Raw genomic sequence first — 25,016 nt, forward strand, 5'->3', positions numbered from 1 at the left:
CTTGATGATGAAGCAATATAAATTTGATTATATTTCAATCATTTCCGAGTATTTACTCTTTTTTTATTTATGTTATTTTTCATGCAATTTTTTCGCCATATGGCATTCATGGATGAACATCATGAAATTTAAAGTACTTTCATACTCAGTCTTATTATCTACGCTCCCATTAACTTCAATTTACGCCGCAGGATTAGATCGTTCAGGTCAGTCGATTTCAGCATTTCTCCAATCAGGTAATTATGCTGAAGCTGGCATTTCTGTTTTAGATCCCACCGTTAAAGGTTCTTCCACAGTGATTAATAAAATCACTGGTCAGGATTTAACAGGCGAAAAAATTACCGATATGGGCAGTGATTATTATTTTGTAAACACTGCTCTTAAACTACAGATTACTGACCAAGTTTCTTTAGGATTAATTTACGATCAGCCTTTTGGTGCAGATGCATTATACGATGCTAAAAATCAATCATTTGGCAATAGTTTAAGTGGTACATCAGTTGAAGTTAAGACACAAAATTTAACTGCACTCATTGGTTATCAACCCACTGAAAATTGGAATTTTTATGCTGGTCCAGTATGGCAAACAGTTGAAGCTGATATCAATTTGAAAGGTAGTGCATACCAAGTCTTAAATGGCTATAACATCCATGTAGACCAAAAAGAAGCTTACGGCTGGATTGCAGGTACTGCATACCAAATTCCAAAAATTGCATTAAAAGCATCTATCACTTATCGCTCTGAGATTAAACACAAAGCTCAGTCGAATGAAACCTCGCTCCTTCCACTTTACGCCGATGCATTAAAAAAGCCTGAGTTTAATAGATTAGATAAGATCGCTGCAGTAACTGAAGCAGTTACTCCACAATCTGTAAATATTGATTTACAGTCTGGAATTGCAACAAACACTTTGGCGTTTGCTAACCTGCGTTGGGTTCATTGGGATCAATTTACGGTTACACCTAAATTACTTGGATTAGTTGGACAGGACCTCATTTCGTATTCTGATGATCAGTACTCTGCAACCTTAGGTGTTGCACATAAATTTAATGATCAATGGGCAGCAACCACAACTGTAGGCTATGACTCTGGAGCTGGAAACCCTGTAACCACTTTAGGTCCAACTGAAGGTTATTGGAGTGTAGGCTTAGGTGGTCAATTCAACCCATCACAGCAAAGCTTTATTCAAGCTGGTGTTAAATATTTCTGGTTAGGCGATGCAACTGCTCAAACGGGTGGCATAAATGTTGGAGAATTCAGCAACAATTATGCATTAGGTTATGGCATGAAAATCGGGTATCGATTCTAACAATTGTTATAAAAAAAGGACGCTAAAGCGTCCTTTTTTCAAAGTAATAATTTAGGCTGGAATATCACGTACAGAAGCGTTGCGGATCGCTTCTTTCAATGCAGCATAACCATTAATCGCAGGAAATTGTGGGAATTCTGCAATTACATTATCCGGCGCATCAAATAAGAAACCTTGATCTGCTTCACCGAGCATCGTAGTATCGTTATACGAGTCGCCTGCAGCAATTACACGGAAATTTAAACCGTGTAAAGCTTGCACTGCTTTACGTTTTTGATCAGGTTGACGTAGTTTATAATTTGTAATCATACCATTTTCGTCAGTTTCTAATTTGTGACAGAAAATCGTAGGCCAACCTAACTGCTTCATCAATGGATGAGCAAATTCATAGAACGTGTCTGATAAAATGATGAGTTGGAAATGAGTACGTACCCACTCGACAAACTCCTTAGCGCCTTCAAACGGTCCCATATCTGCAATAACAGCTTGAATGTCATTTAAACCTAAACGATGCTGTTTAAGAATATTTAAACGCTGAGTCATGAGCACATCGTAGTCTGGAATATCTCGAGTTGTTGCTTCAAGCTCTTTAATTCCTGTTTTTTTTGCAAAATTAATCCAAATTTCAGGAACCAAAACGCCTTCAAGATCTAGACAAACGATTTCCATGATACTGCCCTCAGCATTAATAAAATTTGCAATATCATAGCCGAAGATTGCCGAATATCGATGTAATTTTTTAAATCTATTTTATTCATAAGTATTTATTTTTATTTCATAAGATAAATCTCTGAATTCAACTAAAATATACATCAAATATTTTAATATAGGACTTGTTGTTTCCAAGCCTATATCGCCAGGATTCTCATGACTACCATTCCAAGCATAGATTTAATTGATGCACTTGCATCAGAGTATGAAGATAAATCCCCTTCGGAAATTATAGCCTTAGCTTTAAATCAAACAGGTGAAATTGCCATTTCATTTTCAGGTGCTGAAGATGTTGTATTGATTGATATGGCTGCAAATTTAGGTAAACCTTTTCGCGTGTTTAGTCTAGATACAGGTCGCTTGCATTCAGAAACTTATCAATTTATAGAGACTGTTCGTAAGCACTATAATATCAACATTGAAATATGTTTCCCGGAAGCTGAAGCTGTTCAGAATCTGGTCAACGAAAAAGGACTGTTTAGCTTTTATCAAGATGATCATAAAGAGTGTTGTGGTATCCGTAAGGTTCAACCTCTTCGTAAAAAGTTAGCAACACTTGATGGTTGGATCACGGGTCAACGTAAAGATCAAAGTCCGGGTACACGTACTGAAATTCCAGTGATTCAAGCTGATCTAGGTTTTTCAGGTGAAGGTAAACAACTCATTAAATACAACCCTTTGGCGAATTGGACGAGTGCTGACGTTTGGAATTATATTCGCATGATGGAAATTCCATATAATCCATTGCATGAAAAAGGTTTTATTTCAATTGGATGTGAACCATGCACGCGTCCAGTACTTCCAAATCAGCACGAGCGTGAAGGTCGTTGGTGGTGGGAAGAAGCAACGCATAAAGAATGTGGTTTACATTCAGGTAATTTAAAAAAGTAAAAACTGTCTCACAAAGTTTTAAGCCACTGATTTAAAGTGGCTTTTTTGTACTGACCATTCATTAAAAAAATTTATGCCCCCTCCAACAAATACGTCTATACTGATCTCTTGGATTGATAATTCTAAAAAACAATTTTAGAAATTTGCAGTGAGGCAAACCTAGACTATGCGCCCATTACACCCGCTTGATTTTATTTTCTTATCTTTGGAAAAAAGACAACAGCCCATGCATGTTGGCGGATTATTTTTATTTGAAATTCCAGAAGATGCGCCACCAACCTTTATTCAAGATTTAGTGGCAGATATTCGCAACTCAAAATCTATTCCAATTCCACCGTTTAATAATAAATTAAACGGACTGTTTTGGGACACAGACACTGAATTCGATCTTGATCATCACTTCAGACATATTGCTCTACCACATCCTGGTCGTATTCGTGAGCTACTCACCTACATTTCCCAAGAGCACAGTTCATTAATTGATCGAGCTAAGCCATTATGGATGTGTCATATCATTGAGGGCATTGAAGGCAATCGTTTCGCCATGTATTTCAAAATACATCATGGGATGGTCGATGGTATTGCAGGCATGCGTTTAATTGAAAAATCACTCTCTCATGATCCAAATGCAAGAAGTATCGTTCCGCCATGGTGTGTCGAAGGTCCGCGTGCTAAGCGACTTAAAACACCTAAAGTAAGCCGTGCAAAACAAATATTGTCTAATTTGAAAGGTCAAGTGCAGTCTACACCGGGTGTATTCAAAGTGCTGTCTGAAACTGTCTTTAAGGATATGGGACGTAATCCGGACTATGTATCTAGTTTCCAAGCCCCAAGTAGTATTCTGAATCAAAAAGTCAGCTCATCGCGTCGTTTCGCTGCTCAGTCATATGAGTTTAAGCGTCTCAACCATATTTCAAAATCACTGGGTGTGACCATTAACGATATTGTGCTTGCGATTTGTTCCGGTGCTTTACGTGAATATTTAATCAGTCAAAGTGCTTTACCAGAAAAACCATTAATCGCTATGGTTCCTGTCTCCGTTCGTACGGATGATTCAGATATGTCAAATCGTATTACGATGATTCTGGCGAACTTAGCGACACATAAAGCCGATCCATTAGAACGACTCGATCTTATTCGTCGTAGCGTAATGAATGCAAAACAAAAATTTAAACGCATGACTTCAGATCAGATTCTCAACTATAGTGCCTTCGTATATGGTCCTGCAGGTTTAAATATCATCTCTGGTTTAGCACCTAAGCGTCAGGCATTTAACCTCGTTATTTCTAACGTACCAGGACCTAAAGAGCCGCTATATTGGAACGGAGCACGTTTGGACGCACTTTACCCTGCTTCTATCGTACTTGATGGTCAAGCGTTGAATATCACAATGACCAGTTATATGGATAAATTAGAAGTCGGTTTAACCGCATGTCGAAATGCTTTGCCTAAGATGCAAAATTTATTGACCCATTTAGAAGATGAGATTCAACGATTTGAAAAAATTGTGGGTCTACCTGAAGATGACAAACCGCAGATTATGAAAAAGGCTACTAAGCGTAGTGCAGCAAAGAAACAAGTAGTAGCGGATATAGAAATTGCAAATGAAAAACCAGCTTAAGGTTGTATATTTCGATATTTACAAAAAAATTAAGGGGCTTTAAAAAGGCCCCTTAATTTTTAATATTACGACACTGCTTGATTAATTGCTGACAGAGAGAAACGACCATCGCTTGTGTAACTCGAACTTCTTGACCTTGATCGTTGAGCATCAAGCAAGCGCTTTTGTTTGAATCCACAATTTGACGATGGCTACCCGCTAATTGTTCCGTTAAATTCATACCCACTTTGACCTCACTTTGCTAAGACAACATCGCTGTCTTTGGCTATTCGATTTGATTTCTTAAGTATTGAGAAATCGAGATCGAATGTAAAATCTCAGTTGTAACAAGTGTTTAACGATATTCTGTTACAATTTCAGTTCAAAATGATATCGTATTGCTCTTGCGTGTATAAATTTTCGACTTGGAACTTAATGACACGTTTCACAAAATGCTCTAAATCAGAGACGGCCGCAGCTTCTACGGTTAATAATCGATCCACAACCGATGGATGCGCAACGACAGTAAAGTCAGTCTGAGACTCAAAATCTCGAGCATATCTTAAGATCTCTCGAAAGATTTCGTAACAAACAGTCTCGGCACTTTTCACATAACCACGTCCCTGACACGTCGGACAAGACTCACATAACAAATGCTCAAGTGATTCACGCGTCCGTTTACGCGTCATTTCTACCAAGCCAAGCTCAGACACTTGGGTGATTTTAGTTTTTGCATGGTCACGTTCTAAGACTTTTTCAAATTGCTTAAGCACTTCATCACGGTGTGAGGCCTCTTGCATATCAATAAAGTCAATAATGATAATTCCACCTAAGTTGCGCAGTCTGAGTTGACGCACAATGACTTGTGTCGCTTCCATGTTGGTCTTAAAGACGGTGTCCTCAAGAGAGCGTCCACCTACATATGAGCCTGTATTGACGTCAATAGTGGTCATGGCTTCTGTCTGATCAATCATGAGATAACCACCAGACTTTAATGCAACACGTGTTTGCAGTGCTTTTTGAATATCTGTTTCAACATTGTATAAGTCGAATATCGGACACTCACCAGGATAATGTTTCAGACGATCAACCATATTTGGTACAAACTCAGCCACGAACTCTTGTAGCTTGCCAAACACTTCTCTTGAATCGACTTGAATTTTTACCGTATCTTCATTTGCCAGATCACGGATGATACGTTGAGGAAGTGGTAGCTCTTCAAAGATAAGTGATGGCACCACGACACTTTTTTGTTTACGTTGAATAAATTCCCAAAGTTTTGCCAAATACGCCATATCTTGCGCAATAGCGGCTTCTTCGATCCCCTCTGCTGCAGTTCGTACAATGACAGAACCGGGTAACTTATGTTCAGCTTGAATACGCTCAATGATCGAACGTAAACGATCACGCTCTTCTTCTGATTCGATTCGCTGAGACACGCCAGTATGATGTCCATAAGGCATCATCACCAAATAGCGAGAAGGAATGGAAAGATCAGTACTTAAACGCGCACCTTTCGTGCCTAACATATCTTTCATGACCTGCACTGTCAGAATCTGACCTGGTTGCAGAAGATCAAAGACATTTGGCGTCGGTTGATTACGAGGCCAAATCATGTCATTGATATGTAAAAAAGCAGTACGAGATAAGCCAATGTCTACAAATGCCGCTTGCATACCAGGCAATACACGTACAACTTTGGCTTTATAAATATTCCCGACTAAACCACGTTTAGCGTTGCGTTCAACAAATAGTTCGTTGACCGTCCCATTTTCAACTAACGCCACCCGACACTCCATTGGGGTGACGTTAATCAACAACTCGTCAGACATAAAAAACACTCAAAACATTATAAAAATTTTTTAAAAGGTTAATTTAGTGCCTTAACCACTTTTCAATATTTGATTCAGTAACTGTGATGTTTCATGTAAAGGCAAACCCACCACATTGGTGTAGCTACCTTCAATACGAGGAACAAACTTTGCGGCGATTCCTTGTATTGCGTAAGCCCCTGCTTTTCCTACAGGTTCCCCAGTTGACCAATATTCTTCCATATCATGATGACTGAGTGATTGAAAATCAACCTTTGTGCTCACTACCGTACTTATTGTTTTATGTTGTGAAGCCACACAAAGGCCACTGAGAACTTCATGCTGACGTCCTGACAAGGATTGCCAAATTTCAAACGCATGTTGCTTCGAGTCAGGTTTGCCAATAATTTGCCCATCTAAACTGAGGCTTGTATCTGCAGCAATGACCACCGCATCTGGAAATTGTGCTAAAACAACCTGAGCTTTTTGTTCTGCCAAACGTCGAACATAATCATGTGCTTGCTCACCATCATGTACAGACTCATCGATTTCTGGACTAAAAATATCAAATTTAAGTCCAAGCTGTGCAAGCAGTTCTTTACGCCGAGGCGAGCTCGACGCCAGGATTAAATTCGCCATTTTCTAAGCAAATAATACAAGATGGGCCAAGTTAAAATACTGCTCATTAGTGGCTGCCAATGACGAGTTATCGAAAATTGCATATCGGAAATAATTTGTGCAAAAAGGACGTAAATCAAATGTGCCAATATAGCAACACTAGCGATTGCCCAAGTATTTCCAAACGTCATTAAACGGCGTTCACGCACAAACCAACGGATGCTAAATGTTAGTAAAACGAAGCTTAACGCATGTAATCCAAGGGGTGCATCAAGCAGTAAATCGGTAAATAATCCGACTGCAAAAGCAAACCAAACACCACACCATGTCGGTTGAAGCAAGATCCAATACATCGTAATCATCAGCATGATCAGCGGTCGCCATCCTGCCAATGAATAAGACAGCGGATACACCACCAAGACTGAACCAATAATGATTGAAAGCACGATGATCCATAGTGGATCACGTGTTTTAACTGATGATATTTTTTTAGCGCTGAGCATGAGGTTGCTCCATGGCTAATGAGTCTGAGAACAGTACCACTACATGGTGTCCACCGGCCAACTGAGCTGCAGGTTTCACGTCTATCTGCGCAAACTCACCGGTATTTTCACGCTTAACTTTGGACACTGTTCCGACCAAATAACCCGCAGGAAAATGTTGTCCTAAACCTGAACTATACACCTTGTCCCCGACTTTGACGTTAGCGCTGGTCGGTACATATTCCATTTTCAGACGACCTAAATCACCAGTGCCTGACACAATGGCACGCATGCCAGAGTTTTCAAGACGTACTGATAGGGAGTGTTCTTTATCAGACAATAACATGACACGGCTACTGTGCGGATAAACATTGATGATCTGCCCCATGATACCGTTATCATCCAACACCGTTTGCCCGACACGCAGTTGGCTCGCAGCACCGCGGTTAATGATAATGATATGACGTAATGGATCAGCATCTGTGCCGATCACCTCAGAGATTTCCATACGACCGTCAATGATCAAAGGCGTATCCAATAATCCACGTAAGCGCGTATTTTCAGCGGAGAGTTCTGAGAGTTTTTGAAGGCGAACCTGAGCCTGAAGCAGCTCTGCCTGCATCGCAGTATTCTCACGACGCAATTGCGCTTCAGACTTGGTTTGTTGACTGAGCCATTCTTTCGATAAAACGGGATAACTTGCAATGGCATAAATGGGATTGTATGCCGCGTACAAGACATCTCTTGCTGGTTGAATCAAGTGTGGAGCACGCCAATTAAACATTAACACGAACAAACACACGATGACTGCAATGATGAAAGAGCGAAAAGATGGCGGTTGTCTTGAAAACAGATTCGGTTGCACCGCCTCGTCCTTAAATTAAATTACAGAAAATTAACCAACAAACAGCATGTCATGGTTCGGGTTGTCAAAGAGTTCTAAGACTTTACCACCACCACGTGTTACGCAAGAAAGCGGATCTTCAGCAACTACTACTGGCAAACCTGTTTCTTGTGACAATAACTTGTCTAAGTTACGTAATAGCGCACCACCACCAGTCAATACAATACCGCGCTCCGCGATATCTGATGACAACTCAGGAGGTGTTTGTTCAAGCGCAGATTTCACTGCAGAGACAATGCTTTGCAATGGATCAGTGATTGCTTGAGTAATTTCATCAGAAGTCACCGTAATTGCGCGCGGAACACCTTCCGCCAAGTTACGACCTCGAACTTCGATTTCTAGCACTTTGCCATCTTCATCCGGAAGTGCCATACCCACTTCTTTTTTGATGGTTTCAGCTGTCGTTTCACCAATGACGCAACCGTGTGCTTTACGAACATAATGAATAATTTGTTCGTCAAAAACATCACCACCAATGCGTAATGAGTCTGCATAGACACAACCTTGCAATGAAATGATTGCAATTTCAGTTGTACCACCACCTACGTCTACGACCATCGAACCACATGCTTGCTCAACTGGCATGCCTGCACCAATCGCTGCTGCCATTGGCTCTTCGATTAAACGTACATCACGTGCGCCTGCATTGAATACAGCCTCACGAATCGCACGACGCTCAACCAAAGTTGATTTACATGGCACACACACCACAACACGCGGCGCTGGTGGGAAAAGACGCTTTTCATGCACTTTACCAATAAATTGGTTTAACATGGTCTCAGTGACTTCGAAATCCGCAATCACGCCATCTTTCATTGGACGAATTGCAGAAATATTCGCAGGGGTACGACCAAGCATTTGCTTAGCATCCAAGCCAACAGCGGCAACTATTTTTTGTGAACCACTGTGACGAATTGCCACAACAGTCGGTTCATTTAATATAATGCCCCGTCCTGGCGCATAAATTAGTGTATTAGCGGTGCCTAAATCTATGGCTAGATCTGGCGAAAACAAGCCAATTAGTCGTTTTAGAATCACGGGTCGTTCTCAGTTCAACGTTATATAGACGTAAGATGGCAACTTTAACTAAATGTGATGCTTTGGACAAGTCAATCGCTTATTATAACGCATGATATTTTGAATATTTTTATTACTGATTAGGTGAGACAGCATGTCAGCATCAGATGCTCAGCAATCTGCAGATTTAAATGCACAAACCGTTTCAAGCATTGCACACTTAGCACGCTTGTCTTTGGATGATACTCAATCTGCTGAATATGCTCAAAGTTTGAATAAAATTTTAGGTATGATGGAAACCTTGAAAGGCATTGATACCGAAGGTGTTGAGCCATTAAAGAGCCCATTTGACCATCCACAGCCATTACGTGAAGACGCTGTGTCTGAACAAAACCATCGTGATGACTATCAAGCCGTTGCACCAGCTGTGCAAGACGGTTTGTATCTTGTTCCACGTGTAATTGAATAATTGTTCAGTTTTGCCCTATTTAAATTTTAGTTAAGAATTTTTCTCATGACAGATTTACATCGCTTATCGGTTCGTGAACTTATCGATGGTTTAGCAACCGCTAAATTCTCTTCACGTGAATTGACGCAACATTATTTAAACCGTATTGAAAAAATTGATGCACAAGTCAAATCATATGTCACTGTGACTGCTGAACAAGCATTGGCTCAAGCTGATGCAGCTGATGCAGCGATCAAAGCAGGTACAGCGACCACTTTGACTGGTTTACCTATTGCACATAAAGATATTTTCTGTACGCAAGGCATTAAAACCACGGCTGGTTCTAAAATGCTAGACAACTTTATCTCTCCGTACGACGCAACCGTTGTAGCGAAAGGTAAAGCTGCGGGCCTAGTGACTTTAGGTAAAGTGAACATGGACGAATTTGCCATGGGTTCTACATCAGAATCATCTTACTTCGGTGCAACGGCGAACCCTTGGGCTTTAGATCGTGTCCCAGGCGGGTCATCAGGTGGTTCTGCTGCGGCTGTAGCAGCTGACCTTGCACCGTTTGCGACTGGTACAGATACAGGTGGTTCAATCCGTCAACCTGCATCGTTCTGTGGCCTTACAGGCTTAAAACCAACCTATGGTCGTGTATCACGTTTCGGTATGATTGCCTATGCATCATCACTTGACCAAGGCGGTCCAATGGCACGTTCGGCAGAAGACTGTGCGTACCTTATGAACGTGATGGCAGGTCATGACGCAAAAGATTCAACATCTGTACAAAAAGATGCTGATGACTACGTTGCAAACTTGAACGGCACGTCTGTAAAAGGATTACGCATTGGTATTCCTAAACAGTACTTTAATGTTGAAGGTTTGGCTGCTGACGTTAAAGCACGTGTTGAAGAATCTCTAAAAAAATTGGAAGAGATGGGCGCAACGCTTGTTGAAATTGACCTCAACATGACTGAAGCTTATGTTCCAACCTATTACCTGATTGCCCCTGCTGAAGCATCTTCTAACTTGTCACGTTTTGACGGCGTACGTTATGGCTACCGCTGTGAAGATCCAAAAGACATCATGGACTTGTACAAACGTTCTCGTTCTGAAGGTTTTGGTGCTGAAGTTCAACGCCGTATCTTGATTGGTACTTATGCGCTGTCTGCAGGTTATTACGATGCGTACTATGTCAAAGCACAAAAAGTACGTCGTTTAATCCAACAAGATTTCTTAAAAGCATTCGAGTCTGTTGATGTGATTGCTGCGCCTGCTGCGCCGACAACGGCGTATAAGATTGGTGCAAACCTTTCTCCAGTTGAAATGTACTTGGGCGATATCTATACCATCGCGGTCAACCTTGCAGGTCTCCCTGCGATTAACGCGCCTGTTGGTTTTGATCAAAATAATTTACCTGTTGGCTTACAGTTGATTGGTAACTACTGGTCAGAATCTCAATTGTTGTCTGTGGTGCACCAATACCAGCAAGCAACTGATTGGCACACCAAACGCGCTGCAATTGCTGAGGAGAATGCATAATGGCGAAGAACAATGCAAAACCTAAGTCAAATTTGATTGATGGTTGGGAAGTCGTTATTGGTATTGAGATTCACACTCAACTTGCGACTAAATCTAAAATCTTCTCAGGTTCTTCAACTGAATTTGGTCAAGACCCAAATACACAAGCGAGCCTTGTTGATTTGGCAATGCCGGGCGTACTGCCTGTATTGAACAAAGAAGTGGTTGATCTTGCCATTCGCTTTGGTTTGGGTATCGATGCTTACATCGACCAAGCGTCTGTATTTGCACGTAAAAACTATTTCTACCCTGACTCTCCTAAAGGCTACCAAATCAGCCAAATGGACAACCCGATTGTGGGCTTGGGTCATATCGACATCCAACTTGAAGATGGTACAGTTAAACGCATTGGCGTGACACGTGCGCACCTTGAGGAAGATGCAGGTAAATCGATTCATGACCAATTTGAAGGTATGTCAGGTATCGACTTAAACCGTGCAGGTACGCCACTTCTTGAAATCGTATCTGAACCTGATATGCGTTCGGTTGAAGAAGCGGTTGCCTATATTAAAGCGATTCACACGCTTGTACGTTGGTTAGGTATTTCTGACGGGAACATGGCAGAAGGCTCTTTCCGCGCCGACTGTAACGTGTCTTTACGCCGTCCAGGTCAACCATTCGGTACACGTTGTGAATTGAAAAACTTGAACTCATTCCGTTTCATTGAACAAGCGATCAATGTTGAAATTGAACGTCAAATGGAAATCTTGGAATGGGACGGTACCATCGACCAAGAAACTCGTTTGTTCGACCCGGTGAAGATGGAAACGCGTTCAATGCGTTCTAAAGAAGAAGCGAACGATTACCGCTACTTCCCTGACCCAGACTTGTTGCCTGTGATCATTGCAGACGAACAAATTGAAGCGATTAAAGCGACTATGCCTGAGCTTCCTGCTGCACGTCGTGCGCGCTTTGTAGCTGACTTTGGTGTGACTGAATACGATGCGCACGTTTTAACATTGACTCGTGAAATGAGCGAGTTTTATGAGGCTGTGGTCAACGCTGCTGGCGGTGCTGCACAAGGTAAGATTGCGGCGAACTGGGTAATGGGCGAATTCTCAGGTGCTTTGAATAAAGCTGGCTTAGAACTTCAAGACTCTCCTGTATCTGCTGAGAAACTTGGCGGTATGATCGCGCGTATTGTAGACAACACCATTAACGGTAAGATTGCGAAACAAGTGTTTGGCTTTATGTGGGAAGAAGGCAAAACTGCGGACGAGATTATCGCTGAAAAAGGCTTGAAACAGGAAACTGATATAGGCGCAATTGAAGCAATTATTAAAGACGTACTTGCTGCTAACGAGAAGATGGTTGAAGAGTATAAATCTGGTAAAGAGAAAGCCTTTAACGGTCTTGTTGGTCAAGTGATGAAAGCTGCCAAAGGTAAAGCCAACCCTGCTCAAGTGAATGAATTGATGAAAAAATTGATTGGTTGATCTGATCTAAAAAAAACCCGCTTTAAAGCGGGTTTTTTATAGTTCTCTCAAAATAGGTACATACATAAATGCTTCATTATTAGCATTAATATCAAGTATTTGATTTATACTCTCTTTATTTATAGGTTCACTTAATTTTTCATTGTTAATACTATAACGAATTTCTAATAACTCGAATTTATCATCTTCTAGCTTTGATAATACCCGTGTACTTAAGTATTCACCTTGAATATTAGTACTTCGCCAATATTGCATTTTTTTTGGTATATCTCGGACATAATATTCATCAGAAAAAATAATGTATTTGGGTTTTAAAACTTTCACCACAGTACCAATATTTCTCCAAAATATATATTTGGCTAACTGATTGGGTAGCATATGTGGAATATATTTTATACATTTAAAGTTTTCATCAAAAAATGATACAAACTGAAGGATTGAACCATCACAACGAAAATTTAGTAAATTTAAATCCGCATGAATATCAAGTAACTCTTGTTTATTAGAAATAGCATCGAATTTAGAAAAATTTTTTTCAAATTCATCTTTTAGCTCATTACTTAATTTTCCGCCTTTAAATGGTCTTTCCTCTAGAAATTTCTCATGATTTAACTTAATTTCTTTTTTATATGTTTTAGTTTTGAAAGAGAGTGTTTTAAAGCTGGTAAGCTCGATATATTCATACGTGTGAGTAATATTAAAATCATATAAAATTTCATCAGGATTCTTAATAGTAATACTATTCTCTGTTCTTACTTTATCATTTAGGTTAGTACAACACTCTTAGAGTCGTGCATAAACATATTGCATCGCACTCACTAAATCCATATTTTCTAATTTTGGTTCATTCCAAGTGCGTCCAATCCATATAGCCGAGTCTTTATAATTATGTTGATCTAAATTTTTTCTAGCCCAACTTTGAAGACCTTTTACACCTAAAAAAACCAAATCATCATGAGGGATTTGCAGATGAATATCTTCTTCGGAGCGATACCCTAAAGCTAGCTTCACCTCAAGTTTTGAATAAATTGGAATATCTGACTGTTTTTCAATAATATTTCTAGTATCGACTGACCATCTCATTATTAAGTCAGACTTCCACTGGCTTTGGTAACGTTGATACCACCCATCAAAATCAAATTGCTTCTGTAATTCGTTTTTTTCTTTTTGAATTAAGAAAGTTACGGTTCGAGCTGTTTGCATAAAATTATTAAAATTTATGCGAAATAAATTGGGCTCTAGATAATTGTTAATAGCGTTATCTAAATGAATAGAACAATCCCTCAACCGCTTCGTCCAATTACCCATACAACCCCTAAAAACATAAATTTAATTAAAATTCAATATACTATAATTTCAAAAAAATCTTAAAAAATTACATCCATCTCAACCTGACCATCAGAAAAAGTATCCTCCATTGCCAAACTCAAAGACTTAGGACGTATTCAACTTTCAAAGTCTTTCTTTATGCGGGACTTCTAAGACCCTCACCCCCCGCCTTCTCCCAATAGGAGAAGGAGCTCCCAATAGGAGAAAGAGCTTTCATTGCATATCAAATACCATCATAAATTTTGTAATGGATGCTCCCTCTCTTGAGCAAGATTTAAAGCATTGCTTTTAAATCGAAGCGCAAGTGATGAGAATCCTCAAAATATATTTTGAGTTCGCAAGGGAGAGGTAAAACAAAAAAATAAAGAAAACACTGTTCTATTTTTCGATCTTCATTTGCCTACTTTGACTCTTCTATACTGATTTCATCATCAAGAAGAATGAAACAAATCATGAAATCAACAATACTGAACGCCCAAAGCTACGGACAACCCGAAGTCCTTGAATTTACAGACTACACCCTCCCACCATTAAACCCTGACATGGCACGTATCCAAGTCAAAGCCGCAGGGATTAACCCCATTGATGCACGTCGCATGACAGGTGAATTCAAACATGCACAACTCCCACAAACTTTCGGAACTGAGTTTGCAGGTGTAATCATAGAAGTAACTGAAAACAGTGCATGGAAAGTCGGTGACGAAGTGCTGGGTTCTGGTGGAGCATTTACCCATGCCACAGTGATTGATGTGCCTATCGCAAATTTAGTTAAAAAACCTAAAAATTTAGACTGGTCGATTGCAGGCTCGATTGCAGGAGCAGCTCAAACTGCCATGACCATTTTAGATGAAATTGGTCCAATGCAGAGCTTATTGGTACACGGTGGGTCAGGCGGTGTGGGTTCAATCACCATTCAATTGGCAGTGAGTCGCGGCATTACAGTTGTGGCAACAGCATCAGCAAAAAACCAAGACTATATCCGCAGTTTAGGTGCGATTCCTGTCATGTACGGCGAAGGTTTAATTGAGCGTCTGAAACAAGTCCATCCAGGTCAATTTGATGCTTCGATTGATATGGCAGGTAACGAGGATGCCACTCAAGCCTCATTGGCAACAGTGAAAAATGGCGGATTTATGGGCACGATTGCAGGACGCAAACTGTCATCTGCGAAAATCCAAGCGGTCTGGGTTAAACGTAATGTTTCCAATTTAAAACACGTGGTCGAAGGCGTTGCAGATAATACCTTCAATTGGACAGTCAGTCGTGAATATCCTTTTACAGAAGCACAGCAAGCCTATCGAGACATTTTAGAGGGTCATACGCAAGGTAAAAGCGTACTGTTATTTAAATAGTTTCTATGCGTACAATGTGAAAAGGCAGGATATCATCCTGCCTTTTCTCTAGTTTGAATTATGATGTTGAGTAACGCCACCCTACATTCATCAATCGATAACTTATTTATTTAATTACCATTTATTAAAATAAGAGATTAGCGAGTGATCCCAAGCTTGTTCCAAATATCTGGGGTGAGGAATGTTGTCACCAATTTATTTAAATCAATATAACGCACCACCCCTTTCAGCTGATTATTCACTTCAGGGTTTTTAATGATTTCTTCGCCTGCACTACGACCCAATGCTTGGAAACTGTCACCAACAGCTTGAATACCCTCAGCTTGAATCACCGCTTTAGTCTGTGTTGAACATTGCTCTACGATCACACGTTGCAAGACTTGCGCTAACTTTTGATCCAATGCCGTACGTTGCTCAGCACTGACATTACTAAAGCCTTTTAAATCAGGATGAGTAGATAATGCTGAATATGTCCACTGTAGTACTGTCGTTTTATCAGCAGCGGTCGTCGACTTGACCAAACAATCACTCAATTGATCTACAGCGGGTCCCGCTTTCGAAAATGTCGATACGCCCATGATCAAAGCCGATGCACACAGTGTACGTAAAGCAGTTTTATTCATTTTTAATGTCATCACTTAAACTCAATTTTCATCGTTGTCATTATGTTTTTGTTGTATCACATCCTGAACGCATTTCCCTACAGATTCACTGTAAAACAAGTAAGCACATGAAAATTTAGGTAGTAAATTTGCTAAATCACGCACATCAATGATCATCAATAAAGCTTCAAAACTAGTGGGAATAGACGTGAATTTCAAACTATCAATTTTTTAAATAGTTTTCACCAAAATATATAAATTGGATAAGTAGTCAAAAATCAGTAATGATCTTATTCAGGGCAAAAAACTCGGAATTGAATCATGGAAAGAAGAATTAAGATTGCGCTCATTGGTGGTGGTATTGCTGGATTAGCTTTAATGACCAACCTAGTAAAAAATAAAAAATTTGATGTGCATTTATATGAGTCAGCAGCACAGTTTTCAGAAATTGGCGCAGGCATTTCATTTGGTGCCAATGCTGTTAAAGCAATTGAGCTTCTAGGCTTGGGTGAAGAATATCACGCCATTGCGGATACAGTTGCTGCGCCTTATCAAGATATCTGGTTCCAATGGCGTAATGGCTATACCGATGAATACCTATCGGCTTCGATCGCACCTCAAGTCGGTCAATCTTCTGTGCATCGTGCTGATTTTTTAGATGCACTTATTCCATTCGTTCCTTCACAAAATGCACATTTCAATAAACGTGTACAATCTGTTGAAGCTTCAAGCGCTGGTGTTCGTTTAACTTTCCAAGATGGTGAAGTGGTTGAAGCTGATTACGTGATTGGTTGTGATGGTATCCATTCTGTTGTGCGTGATCATGTATTGGCATCGAATCAACTTCCAAAAGTCGATCCTCAGTTTTCAGGAACATGGGCTTATCGCGGCATTATCAAGTATTTAGATTTTAAACAGGTCATTGCAGAACTTGGACACGATCCTGAACTTGCAGATGTCCCACAAATGTTATTGGGGAAAGACAAACACATCTTAACTTTCCCTATTCGTAAAGGTGAAGAAATCAATATTGTTGCCTTTAAGTCAGATCGCAAGAATACAACTCTGCCAGAAGGTACCCCTTGGACACGACCAACAACCAAAACTGAAATGCTAGCTGATTTTGCGGATTGGAGTGAGAGCTGTCGCGCATTACTGAACTTAATTGAAAAACCTACCATCTGGGCCCTTCATGAGATTGAGCCACTTAAGACCTATCAAAACAGCGAACACAATGTCATTTTGATTGGTGATGCAGCACATGCGATGTTGCCACACCAAGGAGCTGGTGCTGGTCAAGGTCTTGAAGATGCTTTAATTCTTTCTGCATTATTCAAACATCTGGAACATCACTCAGCGCAAATCTGCACTGAAGACCTTGCACAACTCTCTCATGTCTATGAGCAACTGCGCAAAGAGCGTGCCATCCGTGTACAAAACACATCACGAGAATCTGGTGAGATTTACGAATTATATTCACCCCTGTATCCAGACTTTGACAGTGTAGGTCAACATTTGGCACACCGTTTTGATTGGTTATGGCAACACGATTTAGAAAAAGACGTTGTACTCGCACAACATCGCTTAGGCCAAGCAATAGAGAAACATCTCGTGGCTGAAGCCATATAAATAAGCAAAAACATTAACAGGACTGTTATCAACCGATTCATTGACCAGGGAGGTCTCCATGAATACGTTAAATGCAAATGAAATTATTGATCATGCCAAACTCAAAGCCATTCACTGGCGAGTCATCTTACTCAGCGCATTGATTATTATTTTTGATGGCTATGACTTAGTCATCTACGGTGTGGCATTGCCTAAACTCATGCAAGAATGGGCAATCGATCCAATGACGGCGGGCTTCTTAGGAAGTCTTGCCCTCTTTGGCATGATGTTTGGAGCCATCATTTTTGGCAGTATGAGTGACAAACTTGAAAAATATGGCTTTAGCCGTAAAAAACTGATTGCAGTTTGTATTGTCATTTTTAGTGGTTTTACCGTGATGTGTGGCCTAGCGAGCAATCCTCAAGAGTTCGGGATCTATCGCTTTATTGCTGGCTTAGGTCTAGGTGGCGTGATGCCGAACGTTATTACACTAATGACAGAGTATGCGCCTAAGCGTTTACGCTCCACCTTAGTGTCATTGATGTTTAGTGGTTACGCTGTAGGCGGAATGTGTTCTGCCATTTTAGGTATGTGGCTAGTACCGCAATTTGGCTGGAAAATCATGTTTATGATTGCAGGTATTCCACTCATTCTATTGCCAATCATTTGGAAGTTATTGCCTGAATCCATCGATTATTTGGTTCGTCAAAATAAGCATAAAGAAGCTGCTCATATCTTAGAACAAATTGACACAAATCTAAGAATTCCTGCTGATATGCGCATTAGTCTGCATCAAGAAAACCAAGAATCGTCTAAATCACCAGTGAAAGACTTATTTACTGAAAGTCGTGGAGTAACCACTGTTCTATTCTGGGCAAGTGTCTTTATGGCATTGGTATTGGTATACGCGCTTGGTAACTGGTTACCTAAACTGATGATGGAAGCTGGCTACAACCTCTCAACCAGTTTAGTGTTCCTATTTGCGCTCAATATTGGTGGTATGCTGGGTGCAATTTTTGGTGGTTTTTTTGCTGATAAATTCAGTTTACCTAAAGTTCTTTGCACCTTGTTTGTGAGCGGCGCAATTTCCCTATTCTTGTTAAGCTATAACTTACCAACCATGGTGCTTTACTTCTGTGTAGCAGTCGCAGGTGCAGCATCGATTGGCGGACAAATTTTATTGTTGGCTTATATGTCACAATATTATTCATCTAACATACGTGCGACAGGTCTAGGTATGGCACTTGGCGTAGGTCGTTTAGGCGCAATTTTGGGTCCAATCTTATGTGGATGGTTACTTAGCCTTAATTTGCCAGTGCAATATAATTTCATTGCCTTATCTATCCCTTGTATGATTGCAGTGATCAGTGTGACTGCGATCCATCTGCGCAATAAAAAAATTGCAGGCGCAGCAAACGGCGTTAAAAACGTGGCTTATGAGTAGATGATTCATCAACAACATGTAAGTCATTAAAAATAAAAGAGAGAGTTAACTCTCTCTTTTTTTGTTACAGTGGTTATTCGATATAGCGACTGTCTCTAAATATTTACAAGGAATGTAAAGTTGATCGATTTAAGTCTGATTAAAGTTTTTATTATTATTTATCAAACTCAAAATATCAGTCACGCCGCAGAGCGCTTGAATCTCAGCCAACCTTCTGTCACCTATAATTTAAATCGACTGCGGAAAATGCTGAATGATCAGCTTTTTGTACGTGACAAGTTTGGTGTTAAACCCACAAAGCTTGCACAAAGTCTTTATCCAAGTTTCTACGAAGCGATTGTTAAAATTGATATGGCGATTGATTCTGCCAAGCATTTCGACCCGCTAACCTCTTCAAAAGTATTTCGTTTAGGCATTTCTGATTTAGGAGAAATTTGTTTACTTCCCTCGCTGATTGAATATTTAGAACAACATGCTCCCAATATCAAACTTGAAATTGAGGAAATTCACTCTGAAAAAGTAGAGGAATGGCTGGTTGAAGGCTTTTTGGATGTGGCCGTTTTTAATAGCAGTCACACCATTATGCCCAAAATTGAATCTCGAAATTTGTTTGAGGAACGTTATGTCTGTATCGCTAAAAAAGAGCATCCGCGCATACAGCAGAAGCTCAGCATGGAAGCGTATTTATCGGAAAAACATGTTGCGATCAAATCGAGTACTGGTCATATTGAAATTGATCAGCGTTTAAAAGAACTCGGTCATTCTCGTCAGATCATGCTTGAAGTCCCACATTTCAGTGTTTTGCAGAACGTGGTGAAACACTCAGAACTTCTGGTTACTTTGCCTTCGAGAGCCGCGAAGGTTTATCAGCAGCATACGGATATCCAAATTTTTGAACTCCCTTTTGAGGTTCGTCCATTCAATGTCAGTGTTAACTGGTATAACCATAAGGATGACTTAGACGCACGTAAGTGGTTTTGTAAGATTCTAAAAAATATTTTCAGCACGCTCTAAGTTCCCACTCAGACATAAAAAAGGCTCGTCTATACGAGCCTTTTTTTAATAATTTAAATCCATGATGGACACTACTTATCCAAAATAGATTCAAATGCTTTTAGACGTTTACGGATAGAAAGTAGTTCAATAATCGTTTTCCACGAACTCACCAAGTATTGGAATGACTCACGAACACGATTGAATACACCCATAATTTGTTGGATCAATCCCAGTGTCAACAGGCCTGCTGCAATCGCGGGGAACAACACAAATAACATATAGAGATTGTCCAGTTGTCCATACCAACGTGCAAACAAGTTGAAATAGGCATAATGGAAATACAATTTAAAATAGTTAGCACGAATATTCTTAAAAAGTTGTTTTAAGGTTGCAGGTTGCGCACGATTTTCATGGTCTTCGCCGTATACCAACTCTTTACGATATGCCGCTTCCACTTTTTGATTATTAAATTCTAATCCTGGCAGTTTCATACCCACCACCATCAATAAGACAGTACCAAATACCGCCCATCCAATCGCAGCCCATACTAAAGAATATTGCAACTCACCAATAAACGGTAAAACAGGCACTTTCGCAGACAAAGCAAATAATAAAGGAAGAAAGGCAATTAACATCAGTACTGCACGGACTAACTCAACCCCTAAATCCTCAACGATCGTTGCAAAACGCATGGTGTCTTCCTGTACACGTTGCGAAGCACCTTCGATATGACGCAATTTCTCCCAATGCTGAACATAGTATTCGTTCATTGCTGTACGCCATCTAAAAATATAGTGACTGGTAAAGAAAGCGCTGATGACGCCTGATGTCACTGAAATACTGGCCAAGCTGATAAAGGTCCATGATTCCGCATAGAGTTTATCCACCTCACCACCACCAGAATTTAAAATCTGTTGAATAGAATCCCAAAATGGTACATACCATGCATTCACAGCAACGCTGACTTGTACTGTTAACCAAATATTAAAAAGGATAAATGCAGATCCCCATACTGACCAACGCTGCCACGGATTGTCTGATTTTATTTTCCAAAACAGTGCAAATAAGGCGGTCGCCACCAAGAACCATAGATAGAACCACAAAAATTGCGGTGACCAAAAACGACTGATATTAATCGCAAGTTCAGCCTCTGCATAACCTTGAGGAAAACCTAAATATTCGCCCCATTGTTTTCCATCCGCAAAAAACCATAAAGCGAGATTAATAAAAAACCATAAGATGACAGAGAGAAAAAACCACTTTGGGTTCGGAAAAAATGACTTAAACATTCAGCGCTTATATCCCTAATTTTGTTTGAATGAATTTTCTGAATAGTAATCCTAATTCTGCTGAGTCGGTGCGTTTTTTAGAAATTTTTTGTTATATCTATTGCACGCTCAGGATTGTTGTAACATAAAAAAGCCCCGCAATGCAGGGCTTTTCATCGACTTTAATTAATCACGAGTTTTTACATCGTACAATTCAATTTCAAAGATTAGATTAGAATTGGCTGGGATAATATTCCCCATTTTACGCTCACCATAAGCCAAATGTGCAGGCACAATTAGTTTACGCTTACCCCCAACTTTCATTCCAATAATACCTTGATCCCAACCTTTAATGACACGACCTGTACCAATCACAGTCTCAAAGTAATTACCACGGTCTAATGATGAATCAAACTTCGTACCATCTTCCAACCAACCAGTATAATGAGTGGTAATTAAAGCACCTTTTACAGCCTCTTTACCTTCACCTACCACCAAGTCAATAATTTCTAATTCAGCCGTCATGTGCTTACTCCAAATTTAATCTTTAAAATCTTAGTGGCTTACTGTAATTGAGTCCACTCAATCTCAGCTTGACCTTGATCTGAAATCAATGTCCACTCGCCATCCATCACATTCAATTGCAGTTGCATTGTACGTTCGCACAATGCTTGGATTTGTGCCGTTGTTTTTTCACTGAGTTGCCAGATTTGCACATTTTTCAATGTTTTCAATTTACTGTTGCGCTTATACCATTCATCCACTGATGATCCATAAGTGACCACCGCAACTTCCTTACAACGCGCACTCGCTTTTTTTACTTTATCTTCGTCTGGACTACCCACTTCAATCCATTTTTCTAACTGACCTGTTAAATCTTTCTGCCAAAGTGCTGGCTCATCAGTTTCAAATAAATCTTTAGTAAATTCTAAATGCTCATCTGCAAAACGAGCATATGCCAATACTCGAACCATCAAACGTTCAATCGTTTCCGACGGATGTAGAGCCATCGTTAACTGATAGTCGCCATATTGATGAACATCCATATTGGCTATGTTTAAATCTGCTTTATAAATCGTCGCTTTTAACGCCATAAGGGGTATCCTCAAATTTGGTGCTAAGCATACCCGATTCAGCGTGCATTGAGAAAATGCTTTTCAATCCGTCTGTATTCTGAGTTGAATGATCTAACGATTTTATTGATCATCGATTCGCGCCTTAAGAATTGATTGCTCTAAATGCTCCCAATCTTGATTCTGCTGGGTTATCACTTCAATCCGATTATCAATATTCTCTTCGCCTGATTTGTAATTGAATTGATCAGGATTAAAATTGAATGTCATCCAACCTTGGTTGGTATTGAAGATGCCTTTAATACGTACCCAGTGTTTTAGCTCACAAAGGATGTCTAATAATTCATAAAAATCAAACTGCCAACGTTTTGGAAGCTTCCATCCTGCCACAATATACCCTTGAGCCTGTTCGACGTAATGATATGGAAGTTGCTTTACAGCAGGCATTTCCACATCAGCTTTGAACTGTCGCTGAACCTTGAATAAGGGTTGCATTGAACGCTGAATTCCCACATAAGGATAATCAATTTGTTCTAAGCGAATATTGCCTTGATCAGCTTCAAGCCAATGTGGAATATAAGCTAAATATTGTTGTTTTAAATCAGCCAATTCTTTTCGATCCATGTCATTCATGTCCGAAGCATGAGACACAACCACAACTTGAGCCGCTTTTAACTGATCTTGATATAAACTCTGCCTCATCCAATCAGAGTCATGTAAACGAGATCCATCAATCACGGTCACTACAGAACGCATCGCAACTAGATGTTGCCAATGTGGTTCAGTCAGTTGTTCAACCAACTGTGCAGGATGACCCAACCCTGTCGGCTCTATAAATAGCCGATCTGGGTGAGATTCTTGTAATAACCGAGACAATGCAATTTGCATTGGCAATTGACTTGTACAACACAGACATCCACCCAATAGCTCTTTGATTTCATAGCCATCATTATTTGGCAATAACTGTTGATCAACGCCAATTTGACCAAACTCATTCATCAATACAGCCCATCGCTCATTTTTAGGTTTAAATTTGAGAAGTTGTTGTAAAAGCGTGGTTTTCCCTGCACCTAAAAAACCTGTAATGATATGTGTAGGCACTGACTGAGTTGCAAGTACTTTCAAAATGGATCTCTGAATTTGAAGAGGTGTACGGATTCTTGTCGGAATTTATCTAAAAAACAAGTCTAGGATAATTTTCCTCATAATTTATATGAATGCATGAATTCAAAAGACTAAATGATTGGAATTAAATAGGATAAGTGAACTGTTGAATCAAAATTGAAAATATGTAAATCTATTTCACAGATCATTACTCTGAATTTAATTCAAAACTTCAATTTTGATTTTCTAATCGAACCTTTTCAAATGTAAAACTAAGTAAAAAAATTGCTGTTTTTTTCTTCACCATGACATATTTTTTGACAACTTTATGCGGCATATTGACTCTCATTGAGACAAAAAAACTACATTACACCTTGGTTTGTTAGTCGTGCGTTAACTATCGTGTTTCACTTTGTTGCATTGATTGCCCAATTGAGCTTCTGGACTTAGGATGAATTTCGTTGACTCGCTAACCGTATTAGATGCGATTCAGCTTTTAACATTTTACGCGATGATCTAGATTTAATTTCATATTCGCTTCTCTCCTCGGAAAGCTTATGAGATTAAATTCTAATTTATTTTATTGAATAAGGATGCCACTCATGAATTTAGTTAAAACTTTATTAGCAACTACACTTGCCTTCACAGCTTTCTCAACATTTGCTGCAACAGAAGCAAAAGATGAAAAAAAACAGGAAGTGTTGATTTCTTCTCAAGAACAACCAGTGAATGCTGAAACTACTGCTGCTGGTCAACCAACAGCTGCTCAACCGGGTACAGAGGTTGCAGCTGAAGAAGGTACTGAAGCTCCTGTAGCTCAACCTGCTCAGTAATTAATCAAAAATAAGTTGACTGAATTTTAGACCAAGTCTTCCCCCGATGGCTTGATCTGATTAAAAGTAGAGCTTTGCTACAGCTCTACTTTTTTATGCCTGTTTTTTTTGAATAATTCTCTATAAATTACGATAAACACATATACATAATTATTATAAAACGATATAAATGAAAAATAAATCACATATTTTAACCAAAAAGCCAATTTAATTCTAAGCACGTGACATGAAAATGAAGAAATTTCTTGGGATAGCTATACTCAGCCTATGGCTGGTTGCATGTTCCAAACCTTTACCAGAGGATAAACTGGATTATGTAGGACATTGGATTAGCGCGGACAGTCGTGTTCAATTGAATATTACTGCTAATGGTCGTATAGAATATAGTAACAATCAGCTCAGTAAAAAAACCGCCGTTTCAGCTCCAATTAAACAGTTTTCAGATACTGGATTTGAAACAGGTTTAGGTCCTATCAACACGAAATTTATTGTCACTCGTCACCCCTACAAGGATGCACAAGGGAATTGGTACATGATTGTCGATGGACATACCCTCGCCAAGCTACAAAATCCATAAAAAAAGACTTCACATGGTG

26 protein-coding genes are annotated in these 25,016 nt (G+C 39.7%); 12 read left to right on the forward strand and 14 right to left on the reverse strand.

Going from position 1 to position 25,016, the window contains the following annotated elements:
* The first annotated feature begins 121 nt into the window (after positions 1-121).
* On the forward strand, positions 122-1,309 hold the full coding sequence (locus AC1M9A_RS09455; RefSeq protein ID WP_092767001.1) for an OmpP1/FadL family transporter: 1,188 nt from the start codon (positions 122-124) through the stop codon (positions 1,307-1,309).
* Between the two features lie 51 nt (positions 1,310-1,360).
* On the opposite strand, the gene thrH is transcribed toward AC1M9A_RS09455, so the two are convergent.
* Entirely contained in the window at positions 1,361-1,978 is a 618-nt protein-coding gene (gene thrH, locus AC1M9A_RS09460; protein ID WP_481610095.1) for a bifunctional phosphoserine phosphatase/homoserine phosphotransferase ThrH, read from the reverse strand.
* Between the two features lie 198 nt (positions 1,979-2,176).
* Here thrH and AC1M9A_RS09465 point away from each other — a divergent pair, with 198 nt between their 5' ends.
* Together AC1M9A_RS09465 and AC1M9A_RS09470 are read left to right on the forward strand one after the other, a co-directional pair.
* Positions 2,177-2,911: a phosphoadenylyl-sulfate reductase gene (locus AC1M9A_RS09465; RefSeq protein ID WP_035269807.1), complete on the forward strand. Its 735-nt coding sequence runs from the start codon at positions 2,177-2,179 to the stop codon at positions 2,909-2,911.
* A 166-nt stretch (positions 2,912-3,077) separates the two neighbouring features.
* On the forward strand, positions 3,078-4,532 hold the full coding sequence (locus AC1M9A_RS09470) for a WS/DGAT/MGAT family O-acyltransferase (protein WP_481587254.1): 1,455 nt from the start codon (positions 3,078-3,080) through the stop codon (positions 4,530-4,532).
* 52 nt (positions 4,533-4,584) lie between these two features.
* Here AC1M9A_RS09470 and AC1M9A_RS09475 read toward each other — a convergent pair whose 3' ends face one another.
* The 6 genes from AC1M9A_RS09475 to AC1M9A_RS09500 all read right to left on the reverse strand — a co-directional run bounded on the left by AC1M9A_RS09475 (position 4,585) and on the right by AC1M9A_RS09500 (position 9,364).
* Entirely contained in the window at positions 4,585-4,752 is a 168-nt protein-coding gene (locus AC1M9A_RS09475; RefSeq protein ID WP_171076802.1) for a PA1571 family protein, read from the reverse strand.
* Between the two features lie 136 nt (positions 4,753-4,888).
* Positions 4,889-6,343: a ribonuclease G gene (gene rng, locus AC1M9A_RS09480; protein WP_035269804.1), complete on the reverse strand. Its 1,455-nt coding sequence runs from the start codon at positions 6,341-6,343 to the stop codon at positions 4,889-4,891.
* A gap of 51 nt (positions 6,344-6,394) precedes the next feature.
* Complete coding sequence (locus AC1M9A_RS09485) at positions 6,395-6,961, reverse strand: Maf family nucleotide pyrophosphatase (RefSeq protein WP_035269801.1); 567 nt, start codon at positions 6,959-6,961, stop codon at positions 6,395-6,397.
* Positions 6,949-7,443, reverse strand: a complete 495-nt coding sequence (mreD, locus tag AC1M9A_RS09490) for a rod shape-determining protein MreD (protein WP_481591637.1) — start codon at positions 7,441-7,443, stop codon at positions 6,949-6,951. The genes AC1M9A_RS09485 and mreD overlap by 13 nt, the downstream gene beginning before the upstream one ends.
* Positions 7,430-8,287: a rod shape-determining protein MreC gene (mreC, locus tag AC1M9A_RS09495; RefSeq protein ID WP_035269796.1), complete on the reverse strand. Its 858-nt coding sequence runs from the start codon at positions 8,285-8,287 to the stop codon at positions 7,430-7,432. The genes mreD and mreC overlap by 14 nt, the downstream gene beginning before the upstream one ends.
* A 30-nt stretch (positions 8,288-8,317) precedes the next feature.
* The gene (locus AC1M9A_RS09500; protein WP_035269793.1) at positions 8,318-9,364 is read right to left on the reverse strand and encodes a rod shape-determining protein; all 1,047 of its coding nucleotides are present in this window, start codon (positions 9,362-9,364) and stop codon (positions 8,318-8,320) included.
* Positions 9,365-9,497: 133 nt separating this feature from the next.
* Here AC1M9A_RS09500 and gatC point away from each other — a divergent pair, with 133 nt between their 5' ends.
* From gatC to gatB, 3 genes are read left to right on the forward strand one after another with little or no spacing between them, the layout of a single operon-like run.
* Positions 9,498-9,812: an Asp-tRNA(Asn)/Glu-tRNA(Gln) amidotransferase subunit GatC gene (gene gatC / locus AC1M9A_RS09505; RefSeq protein WP_035269791.1), complete on the forward strand. Its 315-nt coding sequence runs from the start codon at positions 9,498-9,500 to the stop codon at positions 9,810-9,812.
* Positions 9,813-9,857: 45 nt separating this feature from the next.
* Positions 9,858-11,336 (forward strand): Asp-tRNA(Asn)/Glu-tRNA(Gln) amidotransferase subunit GatA, encoded by a 1,479-nt coding sequence (gene gatA, locus AC1M9A_RS09510; protein WP_481609018.1) that lies wholly within the window; start codon positions 9,858-9,860, stop codon positions 11,334-11,336.
* The gene (gene gatB / locus AC1M9A_RS09515) at positions 11,336-12,811 is read left to right on the forward strand and encodes an Asp-tRNA(Asn)/Glu-tRNA(Gln) amidotransferase subunit GatB (RefSeq protein ID WP_481610096.1); all 1,476 of its coding nucleotides are present in this window, start codon (positions 11,336-11,338) and stop codon (positions 12,809-12,811) included. The genes gatA and gatB overlap by 1 nt, the downstream gene beginning before the upstream one ends.
* Before the next feature lie 36 nt (positions 12,812-12,847).
* Here gatB and AC1M9A_RS09520 read toward each other — a convergent pair whose 3' ends face one another.
* A complete protein-coding gene (locus AC1M9A_RS09520) occupies positions 12,848-13,135 on the reverse strand; it encodes a hypothetical protein (RefSeq protein ID WP_481610097.1) in 288 nt (95 codons plus the stop codon).
* Positions 13,136-13,594: 459 nt separating this feature from the next.
* Positions 13,595-14,119: a hypothetical protein gene (locus tag AC1M9A_RS09525; protein WP_481610098.1), complete on the reverse strand. Its 525-nt coding sequence runs from the start codon at positions 14,117-14,119 to the stop codon at positions 13,595-13,597.
* Between the two features lie 473 nt (positions 14,120-14,592).
* Here AC1M9A_RS09525 and AC1M9A_RS09530 point away from each other — a divergent pair, with 473 nt between their 5' ends.
* The gene (locus AC1M9A_RS09530) at positions 14,593-15,492 is read left to right on the forward strand and encodes an NADP-dependent oxidoreductase (protein WP_481610099.1); all 900 of its coding nucleotides are present in this window, start codon (positions 14,593-14,595) and stop codon (positions 15,490-15,492) included.
* A gap of 137 nt (positions 15,493-15,629) precedes the next feature.
* On the opposite strand, the gene AC1M9A_RS09535 is transcribed toward AC1M9A_RS09530, so the two are convergent.
* Positions 15,630-16,115, reverse strand: coding sequence for a hypothetical protein (locus AC1M9A_RS09535; RefSeq protein WP_481609013.1), 486 nt, complete (start codon positions 16,113-16,115; stop codon positions 15,630-15,632).
* A gap of 300 nt (positions 16,116-16,415) precedes the next feature.
* On the opposite strand from AC1M9A_RS09535, the gene salA reads away from it, so the two are divergent.
* The 3 genes from salA (at position 16,416) to AC1M9A_RS09550 (ending at position 20,160) form a co-directional block, all read left to right on the forward strand.
* Positions 16,416-17,723 (forward strand): salicylate 1-monooxygenase, encoded by a 1,308-nt coding sequence (salA, locus tag AC1M9A_RS09540; protein ID WP_481610100.1) that lies wholly within the window; start codon positions 16,416-16,418, stop codon positions 17,721-17,723.
* Between the two features lie 58 nt (positions 17,724-17,781).
* Positions 17,782-19,146 (forward strand): MFS transporter, encoded by a 1,365-nt coding sequence (locus AC1M9A_RS09545; RefSeq protein ID WP_051586596.1) that lies wholly within the window; start codon positions 17,782-17,784, stop codon positions 19,144-19,146.
* Between the two features lie 123 nt (positions 19,147-19,269).
* Complete coding sequence (locus AC1M9A_RS09550; RefSeq protein ID WP_228143106.1) at positions 19,270-20,160, forward strand: LysR family transcriptional regulator; 891 nt, start codon at positions 19,270-19,272, stop codon at positions 20,158-20,160.
* 71 nt (positions 20,161-20,231) lie between these two features.
* Here the strand turns inward: AC1M9A_RS09550 and sbmA are convergent, their stop codons facing one another.
* The 4 genes from sbmA to AC1M9A_RS09570 form a co-directional block, all read right to left on the reverse strand.
* Positions 20,232-21,431, reverse strand: a complete 1,200-nt coding sequence (gene sbmA, locus AC1M9A_RS09555; RefSeq protein WP_481596310.1) for a peptide antibiotic transporter SbmA — start codon at positions 21,429-21,431, stop codon at positions 20,232-20,234.
* Between the two features lie 165 nt (positions 21,432-21,596).
* On the reverse strand, positions 21,597-21,935 hold the full coding sequence (locus AC1M9A_RS09560) for an FKBP-type peptidyl-prolyl cis-trans isomerase (RefSeq protein ID WP_035268363.1): 339 nt from the start codon (positions 21,933-21,935) through the stop codon (positions 21,597-21,599).
* Positions 21,936-21,973: 38 nt separating this feature from the next.
* Positions 21,974-22,504: a YaeQ family protein gene (locus AC1M9A_RS09565; protein ID WP_035268360.1), complete on the reverse strand. Its 531-nt coding sequence runs from the start codon at positions 22,502-22,504 to the stop codon at positions 21,974-21,976.
* A 102-nt stretch (positions 22,505-22,606) separates the two neighbouring features.
* Positions 22,607-23,608 carry a CobW family GTP-binding protein gene (locus tag AC1M9A_RS09570; protein ID WP_481596311.1) on the reverse strand — a complete coding sequence of 334 codons (1,002 nt, stop codon included), beginning with the start codon at positions 23,606-23,608 and terminating at the stop codon, positions 22,607-22,609.
* A 581-nt stretch (positions 23,609-24,189) separates the two neighbouring features.
* Between AC1M9A_RS09570 and AC1M9A_RS09575 the strand changes: the two genes are divergently transcribed.
* Both AC1M9A_RS09575 and AC1M9A_RS09580 read left to right on the forward strand, forming a co-directional pair.
* Entirely contained in the window at positions 24,190-24,420 is a 231-nt protein-coding gene (locus AC1M9A_RS09575; RefSeq protein WP_035268355.1) for a hypothetical protein, read from the forward strand.
* A 226-nt stretch (positions 24,421-24,646) separates the two neighbouring features.
* Positions 24,647-24,997: a hypothetical protein gene (locus tag AC1M9A_RS09580; RefSeq protein ID WP_228143104.1), complete on the forward strand. Its 351-nt coding sequence runs from the start codon at positions 24,647-24,649 to the stop codon at positions 24,995-24,997.
* The last annotated feature ends 19 nt before the right edge of the window (positions 24,998-25,016 follow it).

It is taken from the genome of Acinetobacter sp. ANC_7634 (assembly GCF_056779875.1).

Excerpts from the sequence above, each read along its gene's own strand:
- AC1M9A_RS09580 (WP_228143104.1), top strand. The coding sequence starts at position 24,647 with ATGAAAATGAAGAAATTTCTTGGGATAGCTATACTCAGCCTATGGCTG.
- AC1M9A_RS09565 (WP_035268360.1), bottom strand. The coding sequence starts at position 22,504 with ATGGCGTTAAAAGCGACGATTTATAAAGCAGATTTAAACATAGCCAAT.
- sbmA (WP_481596310.1), bottom strand. The coding sequence starts at position 21,431 with ATGTTTAAGTCATTTTTTCCGAACCCAAAGTGGTTTTTTCTCTCTGTC.
- gatA (WP_481609018.1), top strand. The coding sequence starts at position 9,858 with ATGACAGATTTACATCGCTTATCGGTTCGTGAACTTATCGATGGTTTA.
- AC1M9A_RS09575 (WP_035268355.1), top strand. The coding sequence starts at position 24,190 with ATGAATTTAGTTAAAACTTTATTAGCAACTACACTTGCCTTCACAGCT.
- gatB (WP_481610096.1), top strand. The coding sequence starts at position 11,336 with ATGGCGAAGAACAATGCAAAACCTAAGTCAAATTTGATTGATGGTTGG.
- salA (WP_481610100.1), top strand. The coding sequence starts at position 16,416 with ATGGAAAGAAGAATTAAGATTGCGCTCATTGGTGGTGGTATTGCTGGA.
- AC1M9A_RS09475 (WP_171076802.1), bottom strand. The coding sequence starts at position 4,752 with ATGAATTTAACGGAACAATTAGCGGGTAGCCATCGTCAAATTGTGGAT.
- AC1M9A_RS09545 (WP_051586596.1), top strand. The coding sequence starts at position 17,782 with ATGAATACGTTAAATGCAAATGAAATTATTGATCATGCCAAACTCAAA.
- mreD (WP_481591637.1), bottom strand. The coding sequence starts at position 7,443 with ATGCTCAGCGCTAAAAAAATATCATCAGTTAAAACACGTGATCCACTA.
- AC1M9A_RS09525 (WP_481610098.1), bottom strand. The coding sequence starts at position 14,119 with ATGGGTAATTGGACGAAGCGGTTGAGGGATTGTTCTATTCATTTAGAT.
- AC1M9A_RS09530 (WP_481610099.1), top strand. The coding sequence starts at position 14,593 with ATGAAATCAACAATACTGAACGCCCAAAGCTACGGACAACCCGAAGTC.
- gatC (WP_035269791.1), top strand. The coding sequence starts at position 9,498 with ATGTCAGCATCAGATGCTCAGCAATCTGCAGATTTAAATGCACAAACC.
- AC1M9A_RS09535 (WP_481609013.1), bottom strand. The coding sequence starts at position 16,115 with ATGAATAAAACTGCTTTACGTACACTGTGTGCATCGGCTTTGATCATG.
- rng (WP_035269804.1), bottom strand. The coding sequence starts at position 6,343 with ATGTCTGACGAGTTGTTGATTAACGTCACCCCAATGGAGTGTCGGGTG.
- AC1M9A_RS09470 (WP_481587254.1), top strand. The coding sequence starts at position 3,078 with ATGCGCCCATTACACCCGCTTGATTTTATTTTCTTATCTTTGGAAAAA.
- AC1M9A_RS09485 (WP_035269801.1), bottom strand. The coding sequence starts at position 6,961 with ATGGCGAATTTAATCCTGGCGTCGAGCTCGCCTCGGCGTAAAGAACTG.
- AC1M9A_RS09465 (WP_035269807.1), top strand. The coding sequence starts at position 2,177 with ATGACTACCATTCCAAGCATAGATTTAATTGATGCACTTGCATCAGAG.
- thrH (WP_481610095.1), bottom strand. The coding sequence starts at position 1,978 with ATGGAAATCGTTTGTCTAGATCTTGAAGGCGTTTTGGTTCCTGAAATT.
- AC1M9A_RS09560 (WP_035268363.1), bottom strand. The coding sequence starts at position 21,935 with ATGACGGCTGAATTAGAAATTATTGACTTGGTGGTAGGTGAAGGTAAA.
- AC1M9A_RS09455 (WP_092767001.1), top strand. The coding sequence starts at position 122 with ATGAAATTTAAAGTACTTTCATACTCAGTCTTATTATCTACGCTCCCA.